17 protein-coding genes are annotated in these 14927 nt (G+C 64.1%); 5 read left to right on the top strand and 12 right to left on the bottom strand.

Annotation, left to right across the window (positions count from 1 at the left end; translation table 11 throughout):
- Positions 1 to 57: 57 nt before the first annotated feature.
- From ACTNBK_RS06500 to ACTNBK_RS06450, 11 genes are all read right to left on the bottom strand, one after another.
- Complete coding sequence (locus tag ACTNBK_RS06500) at positions 58 to 657, bottom strand: ABC transporter ATP-binding protein (RefSeq protein ID WP_441144641.1); 600 nt, start codon at positions 655 to 657, stop codon at positions 58 to 60.
- On the bottom strand, positions 654 to 1571 hold the full coding sequence (locus ACTNBK_RS06495) for an ABC transporter ATP-binding protein (protein ID WP_441144639.1): 918 nt from the start codon (positions 1569 to 1571) through the stop codon (positions 654 to 656). Before ACTNBK_RS06495 ends, ACTNBK_RS06500 begins: the two co-directional genes overlap by 4 nt.
- Positions 1572 to 1587: 16 nt before the next feature.
- Positions 1588 to 2415 carry an ABC transporter permease gene (locus ACTNBK_RS06490; protein WP_441144638.1) on the bottom strand — a complete coding sequence of 276 codons (828 nt, stop codon included), beginning with the start codon at positions 2413 to 2415 and terminating at the stop codon, positions 1588 to 1590.
- A 1-nt stretch (position 2416) separates the two neighbouring features.
- Positions 2417 to 3427, bottom strand: a complete 1011-nt coding sequence (locus ACTNBK_RS06485; protein WP_441144636.1) for an ABC transporter permease — start codon at positions 3425 to 3427, stop codon at positions 2417 to 2419.
- Between the two features lie 135 nt (positions 3428 to 3562).
- Entirely contained in the window at positions 3563 to 5128 is a 1566-nt protein-coding gene (locus ACTNBK_RS06480) for an ABC transporter substrate-binding protein (protein WP_441144634.1), read from the bottom strand.
- A gap of 15 nt (positions 5129 to 5143) precedes the next feature.
- On the bottom strand, positions 5144 to 6553 hold the full coding sequence (larC, locus tag ACTNBK_RS06475) for a nickel pincer cofactor biosynthesis protein LarC (RefSeq protein ID WP_441144632.1): 1410 nt from the start codon (positions 6551 to 6553) through the stop codon (positions 5144 to 5146).
- A 1-nt stretch (position 6554) separates the two neighbouring features.
- Complete coding sequence (larB, locus tag ACTNBK_RS06470; protein WP_441144630.1) at positions 6555 to 7322, bottom strand: nickel pincer cofactor biosynthesis protein LarB; 768 nt, start codon at positions 7320 to 7322, stop codon at positions 6555 to 6557.
- A gap of 15 nt (positions 7323 to 7337) precedes the next feature.
- Positions 7338 to 8081, bottom strand: coding sequence for an ATP-dependent sacrificial sulfur transferase LarE (larE, locus tag ACTNBK_RS06465; RefSeq protein WP_441144628.1), 744 nt, complete (start codon positions 8079 to 8081; stop codon positions 7338 to 7340).
- Positions 8082 to 8287: 206 nt separating this feature from the next.
- Positions 8288 to 8827: a EutP/PduV family microcompartment system protein gene (locus ACTNBK_RS06460; protein WP_441144627.1), complete on the bottom strand. Its 540-nt coding sequence runs from the start codon at positions 8825 to 8827 to the stop codon at positions 8288 to 8290.
- 11 nt (positions 8828 to 8838) lie between these two features.
- On the bottom strand, positions 8839 to 9270 hold the full coding sequence (locus ACTNBK_RS06455) for a BMC domain-containing protein (protein ID WP_441144625.1): 432 nt from the start codon (positions 9268 to 9270) through the stop codon (positions 8839 to 8841).
- 8 nt (positions 9271 to 9278) lie between these two features.
- Complete coding sequence (locus ACTNBK_RS06450) at positions 9279 to 9641, bottom strand: BMC domain-containing protein (RefSeq protein ID WP_441144623.1); 363 nt, start codon at positions 9639 to 9641, stop codon at positions 9279 to 9281.
- 209 nt (positions 9642 to 9850) lie between these two features.
- Between ACTNBK_RS06450 and ACTNBK_RS06445 the strand changes: the two genes are divergently transcribed.
- The 3 genes from ACTNBK_RS06445 to ACTNBK_RS06435 all read left to right on the top strand — a co-directional run bounded on the left by ACTNBK_RS06445 (position 9851) and on the right by ACTNBK_RS06435 (position 13062).
- Complete coding sequence (locus tag ACTNBK_RS06445; RefSeq protein ID WP_441144621.1) at positions 9851 to 11518, top strand: recombinase family protein; 1668 nt, start codon at positions 9851 to 9853, stop codon at positions 11516 to 11518.
- A 96-nt stretch (positions 11519 to 11614) separates the two neighbouring features.
- Positions 11615 to 12397, top strand: coding sequence for a nucleoside recognition domain-containing protein (locus tag ACTNBK_RS06440; RefSeq protein WP_441144619.1), 783 nt, complete (start codon positions 11615 to 11617; stop codon positions 12395 to 12397).
- Between the two features lie 155 nt (positions 12398 to 12552).
- The gene (locus ACTNBK_RS06435) at positions 12553 to 13062 is read left to right on the top strand and encodes a DUF6465 family protein (RefSeq protein ID WP_441144617.1); all 510 of its coding nucleotides are present in this window, start codon (positions 12553 to 12555) and stop codon (positions 13060 to 13062) included.
- A 40-nt stretch (positions 13063 to 13102) separates the two neighbouring features.
- Here the strand turns inward: ACTNBK_RS06435 and ACTNBK_RS06430 are convergent, their stop codons facing one another.
- Positions 13103 to 14014 (bottom strand): LysR family transcriptional regulator, encoded by a 912-nt coding sequence (locus tag ACTNBK_RS06430; RefSeq protein WP_441144615.1) that lies wholly within the window; start codon positions 14012 to 14014, stop codon positions 13103 to 13105.
- Between the two features lie 164 nt (positions 14015 to 14178).
- Here ACTNBK_RS06430 and ACTNBK_RS06425 point away from each other — a divergent pair, with 164 nt between their 5' ends.
- Together ACTNBK_RS06425 and ACTNBK_RS06420 are read left to right on the top strand one after the other, a co-directional pair.
- On the top strand, positions 14179 to 14649 hold the full coding sequence (locus tag ACTNBK_RS06425) for a MarR family winged helix-turn-helix transcriptional regulator (RefSeq protein WP_441144613.1): 471 nt from the start codon (positions 14179 to 14181) through the stop codon (positions 14647 to 14649).
- Positions 14646 to 14831 (top strand): hypothetical protein, encoded by a 186-nt coding sequence (locus ACTNBK_RS06420; protein ID WP_441144611.1) that lies wholly within the window; start codon positions 14646 to 14648, stop codon positions 14829 to 14831. The genes ACTNBK_RS06425 and ACTNBK_RS06420 overlap by 4 nt, the downstream gene beginning before the upstream one ends.
- Positions 14832 to 14927 lie beyond the last annotated feature (96 nt).

Raw genomic sequence — 14927 nt, 5'->3', positions numbered from 1 at the left:
TGGGATGCCGAAATGAAAGGGCGCCCCGGACCGCAATGGTCCGGGGCGCTGTCTTTGTCAAAGGGCCTGGGTGCGGGTGCACAGCCGCTCCAGCAGGGGGGCGCTGTGGCTGACGATGAGGAGCCCCAGGCCCCGGCGCTCCGCCTCTTCCAGGAGAAAGGACCAGATCTGGGCCTGGGTGATGAGGTCCAGCATGGCGGAGAGCTCGTCGCACAGGAGAAAGCGGGTGGCGGGGCCCAGGGCCCGGGCCACACAGAACCGCTGAAGCTCACCGCCGGAGAGCTCGGAGGGGTAGCGGGTGAGCCAGCCCGGCTCGATATGGAGCCCGGTGAGGACCCGCTCCTCCACCGCCCAGCCCTCGGCCAGGGTGGCGCCCAGGGTGCGCAGGGGGTCCACCACCAGCTCCGGGTGCTGCCACACCACCTGCACCGGGCAGTAGCCCCGGTAAGTGGAGAGGGGCTTGCCGTCCAGAAACACTTCACCGGTGTCAGGCCGGTCGTAGCCCGCCAGCAGCCGGCATAGGGTGGTCTTGCCACGGCCGGAGGGGCCGGTGAGCCCCAAACGCTCCCCACTTTGAAGGGTGAGGTCCAGATGTTCTATGACGGCGGGGCCCTTGGGGTGGTAGCGGAAGGTGAGATCTCTGGCTTCCAGGATCATGAGGCGTTCCCCCTCTCCGGGTAGAGACAGCGGACGAAGCCGCCGTCCAGGGGGCGGTAGGGCACCTCGCCGCTACACTCCGCTGTGCGTTTGGGGCAGCGGGGAGCGAAGGGACAGCCCTCCGGAAGGGCGCCGGGGTAGGGCTGGGTGCCGGGGATGGGGTGGAAGCCGTGCTGGGGGAGGGCCCGCCACAGGGCACGGGTATAGGGGTGGCGCAGGTCCTCCAGCCGGTCAAAGTCCCCGGCGGAGGCCTCCTCCACCGTCTCACCAGCGTAGAACACGGCCACCTTGTCGGCGATGGTGAGGGCCAGTTCCAGGTCGTGGGTGATGAGGAGAACGCCAGCCCCGGCGTTGGCCAGCTCCCGGAAGTGGCCTAAAATGCGGCCCGCCGCCCGGACGTCCAGGCCGGGGGTGGGCTCGTCGGCGATGACCAGGGCGGGGGAAGCGGCCACGGCGGTGGAGATGAGGACCCGCCGGGCCATACCGCCGGAGAGCTGGAAGGGGTAGAGTTCCTCGGTCTCCGGTCCCAGACCGTACCGGCCCAGAACGGCCCGCACGGCTTTTTTGTCCGGCCCCACCTGGGGCCCCACCTTCCGGAGGGGGTCCAGATAGCTCACCGACTGGGGCACCAGCACGATCTCCCGCCCCCGGAGGGCGGCGGCCCGCTGCGGAGTGAGGGGGGCGCCGTCATAGGTGATGGTCCCCTCCATGTGGGCATTGTAGGGCAGGATGCCCAGAATGCCGTGGGCCAGCAGGCTTTTACCCGAGCCGCTGGAGCCCACCACCGCCGCCACCTGCCCCCGGTCAATGGTGAGGTCCAGGTCCCGGATGGCGGGAAGAATGCGGCGGCGGGTGCCCCGATCATATTGAATAAAGGAGATGGAGAGGTGCTCCACGGATAAGAGGGGGGTCATGGGCAAGCCTCCTTGTTCATTGATGGATGGTGGCCGGGTCCAGGATGCGGCGGAGCCGGTCCCCCAGCAGGGCGAAGAGGGCCACCGTGGCCACCAGGGCCAGGCCGGGGAAGAAAGCCAGCCACCACTTGCCGGTGGTGAGGTAGCTCATGCTCTCGGAGAGGATGACGCCGATGGCGGGCTGCTCCGAAGAGAGTCCGAAGCCCAGAAAGGTGACGCTGGCCTCGTGGAGGATGGCGTGGGGGAAAAGGAGAATGAGGCCGGTGAGGAACTGGGGAAGCAGGTGAGGGAGCAGGTGATCCCGGGCCACCTGGAGATTGGTGCGGCCCAGCTTTTCCGCCGTCAGTATGTAGGGGGCGCCCCGGAGCTGGAGGACCTCGCCCCGGAGGAGCCGGGACAGGGAGGTCCAGTGGCTCAGGGACACGCCGGCCACCACGCCGAGAAAGCCCTTGCCGAAGGCCAGGGAGATGAGCATGACCAGCAGGATGTGGGGGATGCCCATGACCAGGTCGATGCACCAGGAGAGGACAGCGTCCACCCGGCGGCCCAGGGTAGCGGCGGCGGTGCCCACCGCCAGGGCTACCACGGCGCTCACCGCCGCCGTCAGCACCCCGATGCGGATGCTCAGGGAGAGGCCGGTGAGGGTGCGGGAGAGCATGTCCCGACCCATCCAGTCGGTGCCGAAGGGGTAGGCCAGGCAGGGCGCCAGGTTTTTGCGGGAGAAGTCGGTGACCACGGCGGCGTCGGCGAGGAGAAGCCCGGCCACGGTCACGACCAGCAGGACCAGGGCGGCGAAGACGGAGAGAAGCAGGGCCCGCTGCCGCTGGTTGAGGAGACGGTCCATGCTATGCGCCTCCTTTCCGGCCGCGGGCCCGGACCCTGGCCCGGATCTTGGGGTCCACCACGCCGTAGAGCAGGTCGGCGATGAGGTTGCCGCCGAAGACTAGGGCGGCGCTCACCACTGTGACCCCCAGCAGCAGGGGGAGGTCGCTGCCCAGTCCCGCCGTCACGGCACACTGGCCCAGTCCTTGGTAGGAGAAGACCTGCTCCACCAGCACCGAGCCGCCGAAGATCTCGCTGATGGACCCGAACTGAAGGGTGATGGCGGGGAGGGCCATGTTCCGGAGGCCGTGGTGCCAGAGGATGGAGAGGGTGGACTCCCCCCGGGCCCGGGCGAAGAGCACGTAGTCCGACTCCAGCACGTCACAGAGCTTTTCCCGGGTGTGGAGGGTCATGTTGGCAAGGCCGGTGACGCTGAGGGTGAGGGCGGGGAGGATGGCGTGGCGGAGCCGGTCAGCCAGGGTGACGGCGCTGGCCTGGGCGCCGATGGGGGCGGAGAGGCCGATGGGCAGCCAGCCCAGCCACACGGAGAAGACCATGAGGAGGAGGATGGCCAGCCAGAAGGTAGGGGTGCTGGAGATGAGGAGACACCAGCCCCGGATGAGCCTGTCGGGCCAGCGGCCCCGGCAGGCGGCGGCCACGGTGCCCAGCAGCAGACCCAGAAGGCCGGAGAGGACCCAGGCGGCAGCCATGAGCCACAGGGAGCTCTGGAGCCGCTCCGCCAGGACCTGGGTGACGGGCACCCGGTAGAGGAGGGAGGTCCCCATATCCCCGTGGAGGACGTCGGTGAGCCAGCCCAGGTACCGCTCCAGGGGCGGGTCGTTGACCCCCCAGTAGTCCTCCAGCTGGGCGATCTGCTCCTGGCTCATGGTGCCCAGTGCGGCCTGGCCCACGTTGGTCTGCAAGGGGTCCAGGGGGGAGGCCGACATGAGGAGAAAGGCCGCCAGGCTCACCCCCAGCAGGAGCAGTACCATGCGCAGGAGCTTTTTGCCGGCGAAACCCAGACGATGGGCCATGGGCGGGGACCTCCTTTCGATTAAAATGGATGAATCGCCCTCCCCTTTCCAGGGGAGGGCAAAGGTTGTCTGCTGACTGTAAACAAGAAAAAATAATAAAGTTCTTTTGCCTACTTTTCTTTCAAGAAAAGTAGGTTAGGAAACGAAGGACCATTGATCCACGTTGTTGACGATGGACCAGCCGTGGCCGTGGGGGTGGATCTTCTGCTCGGCCACCTGGAGCCCGTCCCGGACCCAGTAGAGGTGGTTGACGTTCACCAGCCATACCCAGGGGATGTCGCCGTCCTGGGTGACGCCGGTGGTGCCGTCCCACTGGGCCTTCTGCCACAGCTCATAGGACTCCTCCAGGTCAGAGCACTGAAGGGCCTGATCCATATAGCTGTCCACAGTGGGGTTGGAGTAGGGGGAGTAGAGGGCGGTGCCGGTGTCGGGCATGGTGTGGTAGATGTTGTAGAGCTCCATGGGGGTGTGGGCGCCCCAGCCCCACACCAGGGGAGTGGTAAGGGCCCGGTCATAGGCGGTGTCCCAGCCCACGCCCTCGGTGGTGCAGGCGATACCCAGCTCGGCGAGCTGATTGGAGAGGTCGGCGGCCAGGGCCTGGCGCACCGAGTCGCCGGTGGAATAGAGGATGTTGAGCTCGGCCCGGACGCCGTCCTTCACCCGGACGCCGTCGTCCCCCAGGACCCAGCCCGCCTCCTCCAGCAGACGCACGGCCTCTTCGGGATCATAATTTACCTCGGATGCGGGGTTGTACCAGGGCAGCTTGTCGCAGACGCTGTAAGCCGGGGTGCCGTAGCCGCTCAGGACGTTCTGGATCATCTCCTCCCGGTCCACCCCGATGTTGATGGCCCGGCGGACGGCCAGGTCGGCGGTGACGGGGTTGCCCTCGGTGGGCAGGTTGATGCCCCGGTTGTCCACGCTCTCACAGGAGAGGAGGGAGTACCCAGCCGGACTCTGGTCAGCGTAGACGGCGGAGGTGTAGGCCAGGTCGGCCTGTCCCGCCTGGACTGCCAGGAAGGCGGCGTCCTCCTCCATGAAGAGGATGGTGACCTTCTTCATCTTGGGGGTCTCGCCGTAGTAGTCCGGGTTGGCCTTCAGAATGATCTGCTCCCCCCGGTCCCACTGGACCAGGGTGTATCGGCCGGAGCCGATGGGGTTGGAGCCGTAGGTGGCGCTGTCATAGGCGTGCTCGGGAACGATGCCCACAATGGCCATGGTATAGGGCCAGATGGAGTAGGGGGTGTTCATGTGAAAGCGCACCGTGGTGTCGTCCACCGCCTCGGCGGAGGAGAGCATGGTGAAGTCGTTGACCGAGGAGGTGGCTTTGACGGTGTTGTAAGTGAAGGCCACGTCCTCCGCCGTCAGGGCTTCGCCGTCGGTGAAGGAGACGTCATCACGGATGGTGACGGTCCAGGTGAGGCCGTCGTCGCTGACGGACATGTCGGTGGCCAGGTCGTAGCCGATGGTGAGGTCGGCGTTGGTGACGGTGAGGGTGGACTGGATGAGGGGCTCGTGGACGTGCTCGCCGGCACCCCAGCCGAAGGCGGGATCGAAGCCGGCCTCAGGCTCCGAGGTGGGGCCCATGACCACCACCACCTCGTCGGCGGGATGCTCGGGTACGGGCGTGGTAGCAGCTGTGCCGCCGGCGGCGCAGCCGGCAATGAGGGTGAGGGAGAGCAGGCAGGGGAGAAGTCGCTTCATAAAGACCTCCTGAATTTACTTGTTCAATGCTGCCTGCCAGACGGTCTGATAGGGCACGCCGTGGGCCCTGGCAGCGGCGGCCACCGAGGCGTGTTCCGGCTTGACCTTGGAGAGGCCGAAGCCCTCCGCCGTCTTGACGTCGATCTCCCCGTAGGGGGTGGAGACAGTGGCAGCACCGGGGGTGAGGAAATACTTCTCACACCGGCGGGCCCGCAGGCCGATGGTGGTGGTGTGGGTGAGGACGGCCCGGGCCATCCGGGCCTCCTGAGAGGGGGCGCACAGCACCATCAGCAGGTGGCCGGAGCGGCCCTTCTTCATGGTGCCGGGCAGGGTGTAAACGTCTAGGGCCCCCTCCGCGCGCAGCTGCTCGCAGGCGTAGGCCAGGGCCTCGGGGGTCATGTCGTCGATGTTGCACACCAGCTCACTGATGGAGCCGTTGGCGCTGTTTTCGCTCTCGCCCAGGAAGACCCGGACGCAGTTGGGCCGGTCAAAGACCTTCCGGCCCACGCCGCAGCCCACCTTGTCCGCCGCCAGGGCGGGCATGGGGCCGAAGGACTGGGCAAAGGTGACCAGCAGGGCGGCGCCGGTGGGGGTGCACAGCTCCCCAAAGACCTCGCCGCCGTAGGTGGGCACGCCGGTGAGCAGGTTGGCGGTGGCGGGGGCGGGCACCGGCATCACGCCATGGGCGCAGCGGACGGTGCCGCTGCCCACGTGGACGGGGGAGGCGACGATCCGGTCGGGGGAGAGGAGCCACAGGGCGTAGCAGGCCCCCACCACGTCGGCCACGGCGTCCAGGGCCCCCACCTCGTGGTAGTGGACCTCGCCCACGGGGCAGCCGTGGGCCTTGGCCTCGGCCTGGGCGATGGCGTCATAGACGCTTCGGGCACAGACTTTGACCTCATCCGGCAGGTCCATGCCGTCGATGAGGTCCCGGATGTGGTCGGGAGAGGCGTGGTGATGGTGGTGTTCATGCCCATGTTCGTGCTCGTGGGGATGGTCATGCCCATGGTCGTGATCGTGTACGTGGTCGTGCTCATGCACGTGGTCATGGATATGGTCGTGCGCATGGAGATGGAGGACAGCGTGTACGTGCCCATGCTCGTGGTCGTGGTGATCGTGGTCATGATCGGGGTGCTCATGATGCTCGTGGTCGTGACCATCATGGTCATGCCCGTGGTGGTTGTGATCATGGTGGTGGTCGTCGTGGTCCCCTTCCTCATGGCCGTGGACGGTCACTGCCATATGGGTGCCCGCGATGCCGCAGGTCACCGCCGGCTCCGCCTCCACGTGGACGCCGGGAAGGCCCAGGCCGTTCATCTTCTCCAGAAAGCCGGTCTTCTGCTCCTCGCTCAGGAGCTCAAAGAGGGCGGCGGTGAGCATGTCCCCGGCACACCCCATGGCACATTCAATGTAAAGGGTTTTCACGTTACTTCTCCTCCAGTCCTTCCATTTGATTGATCATGCTGGCCAGATAACCGGCGCCGAAGCCGTTGTCAATGTTGACCACACTGCACCCGGAGGCGCAGGAGTTGAGCATGGCCAGCAGGGCGGAGAGGCCGCCGAAGCTGGCGCCGTAGCCCACGCTGGTGGGGACGGCCACCACGGGGCAGTCCACCAGTCCGCCCACCACCGAGGCCAGAGCCCCCTCCATGCCGGCCACGGCGATGACGCACCGGGCGGACATGAGGGACTCCAGATTGGAGAGGAGTCGGTGGAGGCCGGCCACGCCCACGTCGTAGAGCCGAGTGACCTTGTTGCCCATGGCCTCGGCGGTGAGGGCGGCCTCCTCGGCCACCGGCTGGTCGCTGGTGCCGCCGGTGCACACCGCGATGGAGCCCAGAGTGGGCCGGGGACCGGGCAGGGCGATGCCCAGCCGGGCGTCGGCGTGGTACTCCAGGTCCACACCGGCCTGGGTGAGGACGTCGGCCTTTTCCTGGTTCATGCGGGTGATGAGGATGTTGCGGCAGTGCCGCTCCCCCATGGCCCGGACGATACCCAGGATCTGCTCCGCCGTCTTGGAGGCCCCGTAGATGACTTCGGCGGCGCCCTGACGGACCCCCCGGTGGAAGTCCACCTTGGCGTAGCCCAGGTCGGCGAAGGGCTCCGTCTTCAGCTCCAGCAGGGCGTCCTCCGGGGCGGTCTTTCCCGCAGCCACGGCCCGTAAGAGCTCCAGAATCTCATGCTTGTTGTCCATGTCCGCTCCTCCTTCTCATCGTGTCTCCAGGTCCAGGGTCACCGCGGAAAACCAGGGCTTCAGGGCGGCCAGGATCTCCTGCCGCTGGGTGGCGGCTCTGCCCCATTGGCCCTCCGGCAGCTGGATGCGGGCGGCGTCGGCCAGGAGCCGTACCCGGAAGTCGGTGAACCCCAGGGCAAAGAGGGTGTCTTCCGCCTTCTCCACCCGCTCCAGGTCCTCTTTGATGATGGTCCGGCCAGTGGGGATGCGGGTGGCCAGGCAGGCGTAGGCAGGCTTGTCCCAGGTAAAGAGGCCAGCCTCCTTTGAGGCCGCCCGGACATCGGCCTTGGTGAGTCCGCACAGCCGCAGGGGGGACTCCACTGCCAGCTCCCGGAGGGCCTTCATGCCGGGGCGGTCCCCGGCGTCGTCAGAGGCATTGGTGCCGTCCAGCAGCAGGGTGTGGCCGTCCCGGCGCGCGCACTCCCACAGCTTGGTGAAGAGGGCGGTCTTGCAGTGGTAGCAGCGGTCGGGCCCGTTGGCGGCGGCCAGGGGCACCGACAGGATGTCGGCCTCCACCACCACCATGGGAACGCCGACATCTTCGGCCAGACGCCGGGCGTCCCGGAATTCGAATTCCGGCTGGAAGGCGGTGTGGACATAGTAGGCCGTGAGGTCACAGCCGTAGTGCCTGCCCGCCCACAGCAGGTAGGCGGAATCCACGCCGCCGGAGAAGGCCAGGGCGGCTCTGGGATGGGCGCTGAAGTATTCGGCTAAGGTCATGGTGGCGTCCTCCTCATGGGGAAAATACAAAAAATGGCACGCCAAAACTGGCGTGCCTTCTGGCCGCGGCGCGGTGTTCTCGCCGCGCGGGTGGCAATATGACAGGAAGATACTGGAGGAATGCGGGAAAAAGACCCTTCAGGGCCGGAGCACGGCCTTCTGACCGCTTAAATCTTATCTATTATAGCAAATGGAGGGATATTCTGTCAAGCCCGGCGGGGGAGGGCGGCCATCTCCCGCCTCCACTCGGCGGGGTCCCGCCACTCGGGGATACCCTGGCGCTGACGGTCCTTGGCCTCCTCCAGGGTCAGCTTCACCGGGTCGTCCTTCAGATAGTCGATGAGTTCCTGGATGCCCTCTCTGGTGAGGCTGCTCACCTCAAAAATGCGCTCACAGCCGGAGTTGATCATCCAGCTGCGCACCATGGGCACATTGGCGTAGGGGGAGTCGATCTTGGTGATGATGCCGATGAGGGGTCGGTTGGTGAAGCACTGACAGTTGGCCTCAAAGACACTGAAGGGCTCATCGGCGGCGATGAGGAGGGCCAGCACGTCGGCTTCGAAGGAGAAGCAGGCCAGCCCCAGACCGCACCGCTTGGTCTCGGAGTACTCTCCGGGGGTGTCGATGATGTCGTCGTTGGTGTTGGTGTACTGGGTCTTGTGGTAGTGGAGCTCCTCACCGTTGAGGATCTGGGTGAGGGAGGTCTTGCCGGCCTCGCTCCGGCCCATGAGAAACAGCTTTTTCATGGCGGCACCTCCTATCGCTCCGTCAGTTCACACACAGGGAACCCCAGCTCGTCCCGGAAGAAGTCCAGCACGTGCCGCAGGGAGGTCTTGACCTCCTCCCGGTTTCCCAGCAGGATCACGGCTCCGCTGAACCGGTCCAGAAAGCCCAGCTCCACATCGCCGCTCTTCATGGCGATGTCGGCGGCGGCCACGGTGGCCTCCCAGGGGGTGATGTGGAGGAGGCCGATGGACTCACCGGTGTGGTCCTCCCCCAGGTGGGTGCCGATATGGAGGCCCAGGTTTTCATAAATGCGCCGGTCGGACACGCCGATGAGCTGGGCCAGGGAGACCTCCCGGCCCACAACCTTTACCCGGACCAGGCGCAGCTCCCTGCCCCTGAGCTCCTCATAGCTGCGGGAGAAGACCCTTTCCAGGAACTCCTCCGTCGTCATGCGCTGTCCCATGGCGGGCCTCAGCGCTTGGTGATCTTGCAGACCACGTAGCCCAGGGTATCCCGGAAGTAGTCTACGATCTCGGTAAGGGCGGTGGTGACGTCGGCCAGCTCGCCGGTGATGATGACGGTGCCGGTGAAGCGGTCGGCAAAGCCCAGGTAGACGTCGCCGCTCTTGACGGCGATGTCGGCGGCGATGACCGCGGACTCCGGCGGGGTCAGATTCATGAGGCCAATGGCGGCGGAACCGTAGTCAATGGAGGGGTTGAGGCCCAGCTTCTGATAGATGATGGGGGCGGGGCCGCCGATCACATGTGCAAAGGTGATCTCCTTGCCTGCCACTGTCTCCTGGACGATACGGATCTTATCCTGATGGTCGTTCATGGGCTCACGTCCCTCCACGGTGATAGATTTTATGCTCCTATTATACGATATGGGAAGGGGAAATGTCAATCAGGGCAAGGGGGACAGGCCGGCTGGCATAGAGTGTTGGAAGGAGGTGATAAAGTGAAAAAGAAAGGCATTGAGCGATACCGGCTCACCGTCCGCGGTACCGGAAAGGTGAGCCTGCGGGCGGCGCTGGCGGAGGCGGTATGGCGGCGGTACCGGGCGAAGCGGTGAACCTCCGGGCGGCCCTTTACCTGCGGCTGTCCCGGGACGACGCCGGGGCGGGGGAGAGCGTCAGCATCGGCGGTCAGCGGGCCCTGCTGCGCGCCTATGCCGCCGACCATGGCTGGACGGTGGTGGGAGAGTATGTGGACGACGGCTTTTCTGGAACTAGCTTCCGGCGGCCTGGACTCCAGAGACTGCTGGAGGATGTGGAGGCGGGGCAGGTGGACCTGGTCCTCACCAAGGATCTGAGCCGCCTGGGGCGGGACTACATCCGTACCGGCGAGCTGGCCGAGGTCTATTTTCCCTCCCGGCATGTGCGCTACATCGCTGTCAACGACGGCTTCGACACCCAGGGCCCGGACAACGGTCTGGCGCCCTTTCAGCATGTGGTCAACGAGATGTATGCTCGGGACGCCAGCAAGAAAATCCGCTCCGCTCTGGCTGTCCGCCGGGCCCAGGGGCGGTATGTGGGGAGCCTGGCGCCCTACGGCTATCGCAAGGACCCTACAGACAAGAATAAGCTCCTGCCCGATCCACCGGCGGCGATGGTGGTGGGGGAGATCTTTGCCCAAGCGGCGATGGGGGTGAGGCCGGGGGAGATCGCCCGGCGGCTCAACCAGCGGGGGGTGGTCTGTCCCGCTCTCCACCGCTCCGGCGGCCGCCCCGGGCCAGACGGGCCGGTGTGGATGGCCTCCACAGTGTCCAAGCTGCTGCGGAACCCCACCTATCTGGGCTGCACTGCCCAGGGCCGTACCCGGAAACCCTCCTTCAAGGCCAAGGTCCGGGAGGCCATTCCCCGGGAGGAATGGACGGTGGTGGAGGGTACCCATCCGGCCCTGGTGGACCGGGAGACCTTTCGGCTGGCGGCCAGGCGGAGTAGGGGACGGACCGGAACAGGGCGGTTTCAGAACCGGCTGGCGGGGCTGGTCCGGTGTGGGACCTGCGGCGGGGCCATGGTGTCCGCAGGCACTCGGAGAAAGGACTCACCAGCCGTGCTGGTGTGCCCCCAATATAAAAGAAGGGGACCTTCTGCCTGTGGCAGCCATACCATACACTACCCTGTTCTGAATGACCTGCTGGACCGGGTCCTGAGGCAGGCGGTGGTCCTCACCGCGGAGGAGCGTGGGGAGATTTTGGCGGAATTAATCCGCCGGGCGGTACCGAAAAATGTGGGAGATCAGAGGGCGGCCCTGGAGGCGGAGCTCAGACGGCTGGACCGCCTGGAGGGGGAGTTATGGGACAGCCACCTGCTGGGGGAGCTGGGGGAAGAACGATTTCGGGTATTGCTGGATCGAGTCAATGCGCTCCGGCGGGAGACTACCCAGAAAGTGGAGACTTGTCTGCAAGAGGGGGAAATCGACCTGATTGCCCTGCGGATAGAGCTGGAGCGAATCCTGGATCAGATCTTGTCCGCGCCGGCGGAGGATCAAAGGCTCCTGTTTTCGCTGGTCACATCGGTAGAAGTGGGGGAGCGGGAAGAGGACGGGACACTGCTGGTGCAGGTGGAGCTGGCCTTTCCCGTTCTGGAGCAGACTGAACTTCTGGAGCGCTCCGGCCCCATGGATCACAGCACATGGAGAGCGGCCTTGCCCGATGAGGGCAGTGGTGCCGCTCTCTTACACGACGCTGTTGAGGGGGATAAGCTGTAAAGTAAAAATACAGTTCAGGAAATGTCATCCCAGTAGGGCGATTTCATGTGCATGGGACTGGGGTGCAATGCCGCTGGGGTGGTGGGATGTCGGATTGTGGATTCCCCCCGGGAGCGGCTTATCGCCATTCTCACCAACAGTCTTGTCCCCTGCAATGGGCGTTTTCCGACCTTGATTACGATCCTGACGCTGTTCTGCGCCGGGGGAGGGCTGGTGGCTGGTGGTGCTCTGGCCGGACTGGTGGTGCTGGGGGTGGCGGGGACGCTGGTAGCATCCCGACTGCTGTCGGCCACCCTCCTGAGGGGAACGCCTTCGGCCTTTGCCATGGAGCTGCCGCCCTATCGTCGCCCACGGCTGGGGCAGGTGGTGGTACGCTCCGTGCTGGACCGGACCTGCTTCGTGCTGGGGCGGGCGGCGGCGGTGGCGGCGCCTGCGGGACTACTCATCTGGCTGTGCGCCAACTGGGCTCCGGGGGGCATGTCCCTGCTGGGCCGGTGCGCCTCTGCCCTGGATGGGGTGGGGGAGCTGCTGGGCATGGATGGAGTGATCCTCACAGCCTTCCTTCTGAGCTGCCCGGCCAACGAGCTTTTTTTGCCGCTGCTCCTTATGGGTTACCTCTCCACTGGGGTACTGGCCGAGCCGGAGGATCTGGCGGCGCTAGGACAGCTTTTGACAGACAACGGATGGACAGGACTGACGGCGGTGTGTGTCCTCCTGTTTACACTGTTCCATTGGCCCTGTACCACCACCTGTCTCACGGTATGGCGGGAGACGGGAAAGGTCCGCTGGGCTGTAGCGGCGGCATTGGTACCTACCGGATTGGGAGGGTTGTTGTGCCTGATCGTAGCTTCGGTGGCACGCCTGCTGGGACTGGGATGAGCCTGAAATCCCCACAATGCGGGCAAAGTGACAGAGAATTCCAAAATATTTCTAGAAAAATAGTAGAATCGCCCGATGGAAAACAGGAAAATATCTGATAAAATGGAACCGATAAAAAAGCGGCCGTGAGGCCGCGGAACGAGGAGAAAAGAGTCATGCTGAACAATACCAAGAAGCCGGAGCCTCTGGCTGCCCAGACCGCGGCCGAACAGAAGTCGACTCCCAAGGCGGAGAAGCCTATGGAGGCCCCCAAGGCCGTCGAGGCTAAGGCGGAAAAGCCCGCTGCCGCATCCAAGACAGAGAAGGCTGCCGCCGCTGCCAAAGCCAAAGCGGAGAAGGCTGCCGCCGTTGCCGCCGCCAAGGCTGAGAAGGCAGCTGCTGCTGCCAAGGCCAAGGCCGAGAAAGCTGCTGCTGCCGCCAAGGCTAAGGCCGAGAAAGCTCCTGTCCGTAAGCGCACTGTGGGTGCCCGGAAGGCCGCCGCTCCCGAAGTGAAGCTGTATGTCCAGTATCAGGGAAAGCAGATCTCTCAGGAAGAGGCTGTGGAGGCCGTGAAGGCCGCCTGGACCGGTGAGCCCATCAAGAGTATGGAGCTCTACGTGAAGCCTGAGGATGGAGCTGTCTATTATGTCATCAACGGCAGTGAGACCGGTAAAGTGACCTTCTGAATGTAAATGGAATGGTAAGAAAAGGGACTGACCATGTGGGTCAGTCCCTTTTTTGCTGCTTGGCATCCAGACCTTGTTCCTGGGCACAGGCCTTCAGCAGCTCCAGAAATCGTTGGATGATCGTTCCACCCTTTTGGGGGAAGCAGACAGCGCCGAAGGAAAGCGGTTCCACCTGCTCAATGGTGAGGTAGCGCAATTCGGGCATACGGGTGTTGGGATAGTCCGGGACGAGAGCGAAGCCGTAACCGGCGGCCACCAGGGGAAAGATGGCCTCGTGATTGTCGCAGAAGAGGATTTGGCTGGTGGCTCTACCGCCCACGGCTTGGGTCTGAATGGCGAAGAGATCAGGGGGACAGCTGGGAGGGCGGCACACTGCAATGCGCCCGGAGGACCTCAGCTGTTCGATGGTGACGCTGTCGTAGGCGGCCAGCGGGTGGGAGCGGGCGCAGATGCACCTGATGGGGCAGTGGCAGAGCTCCACGTAGCGCGCTTTTGCCATAGCAGAATTCCGAAAAGAGAACATGAGCTGGATGGCGCCCTCTTCCAGCAGATTTTCCATGGCGTCAAAGGGGATGAGCCGCAGCACGGGCAGCACCTCAGGCTGGGTGAGGCGCAGCTGCTCCAGGGCGGGGAGGAGGAGGCGTAGCTCAACGACATTCCGGCAGCCGATGACCATACGGTGGGGGGCGTCCTGACTGGATTCCTTCATCCGAGCCACCGAGTTTCGGGAAAGCTTCAGGATCTCACCGGCATATTGGGTAAAAAGATAGCCCTCCTGAGTCAGGCGGACGCTTTTGCTGGTGCGCTGGAAGAGCTTGACGCCCAACTCATTTTCCAAAGTGTTGATCTGGTGGCTGACAGCGGGCTGGGTAATGTTGAGCCGCTGGGCCGCCCTGGAGAAATTCAGGCAGTTTGCCACCTCCATAAAACACTCCAGTTGTGTAGTATTCATCAAGACCTCCCCGGCAGCAGCGCCGCCTTTTGTATAATAGATGGAATCAATAAAATTCTTTTATAGAATATAGCATATTTGAATTTAACAAGCAAGGACCTTTATGCTATAAACAGTAAGTGGCAAATAGTTACCGTCCAAACAAACTGGAAAAAGGTGAAAGTATGACGAAGGTAGACCAGAGCCAGCTGCTGCGGAACAATCGCTGGATCTGTATCCAAATGGAACAGTGTACAAACCGTGCCTTGGCGCCTCTGGGCATCACTGCGGTACAGGCACATCTTCTGTTCTATATCCTGGATCACGGAGCAGAGGGGATCTCTCTGACGACCATACACCGGACCTTCGGGTATTCCATGGCGACCCTTTCGGGTATGCTCAAGCGGCTGAGAGAAAAGGGGTATCTCCGAGTGGAGCACTGTGTCGACGATGACAGGCGAAAGCTCCTCTTCGGCACAGAAAAGAGCCAGAGAGACAGGGAAGGCCTGGAGCGGGCAGTCCGATTATCGGAGCGAAAGCTGTACGGCTGCTTCTCCAAGGATGAGCTCCGGACCCTGGACGGTATGCAGCAGAAACTGCTGCGGCATTTGTCCGAGCTCTCAGAAGAAAGACGAAAGGAGACAACGCAATCGTGAGGACTGTACTGCATCAACTTGGGCGATTCAAGCGGGACACCTTCCTGTGCATCGGACTGTGTACCTTGGAGGTCATCATGGAGATCCTGCTGCCCTTCATCACTTCCATCATCATTGACCAGGGCCTGGAGCAGGCCAACCTGCCTGTGGTGTACCGCTACGGTATCCTAAGGAATCTCTGATTTAATCCGCACTACCATAAAGGCTCCGGATGTGGGATAATAACACTATCAACGCAATGGTGGTGTATGGGGATGAAGAAACAGGAAACATTTACG

This window comes from Intestinimonas sp. HCP28S3_D6, assembly GCF_052065695.1.
Classification (GTDB): domain Bacteria; phylum Bacillota; class Clostridia; order Oscillospirales; family Oscillospiraceae; genus Intestinimonas.
This window is presented reverse-complemented; position numbering and strand designations above follow the sequence as displayed.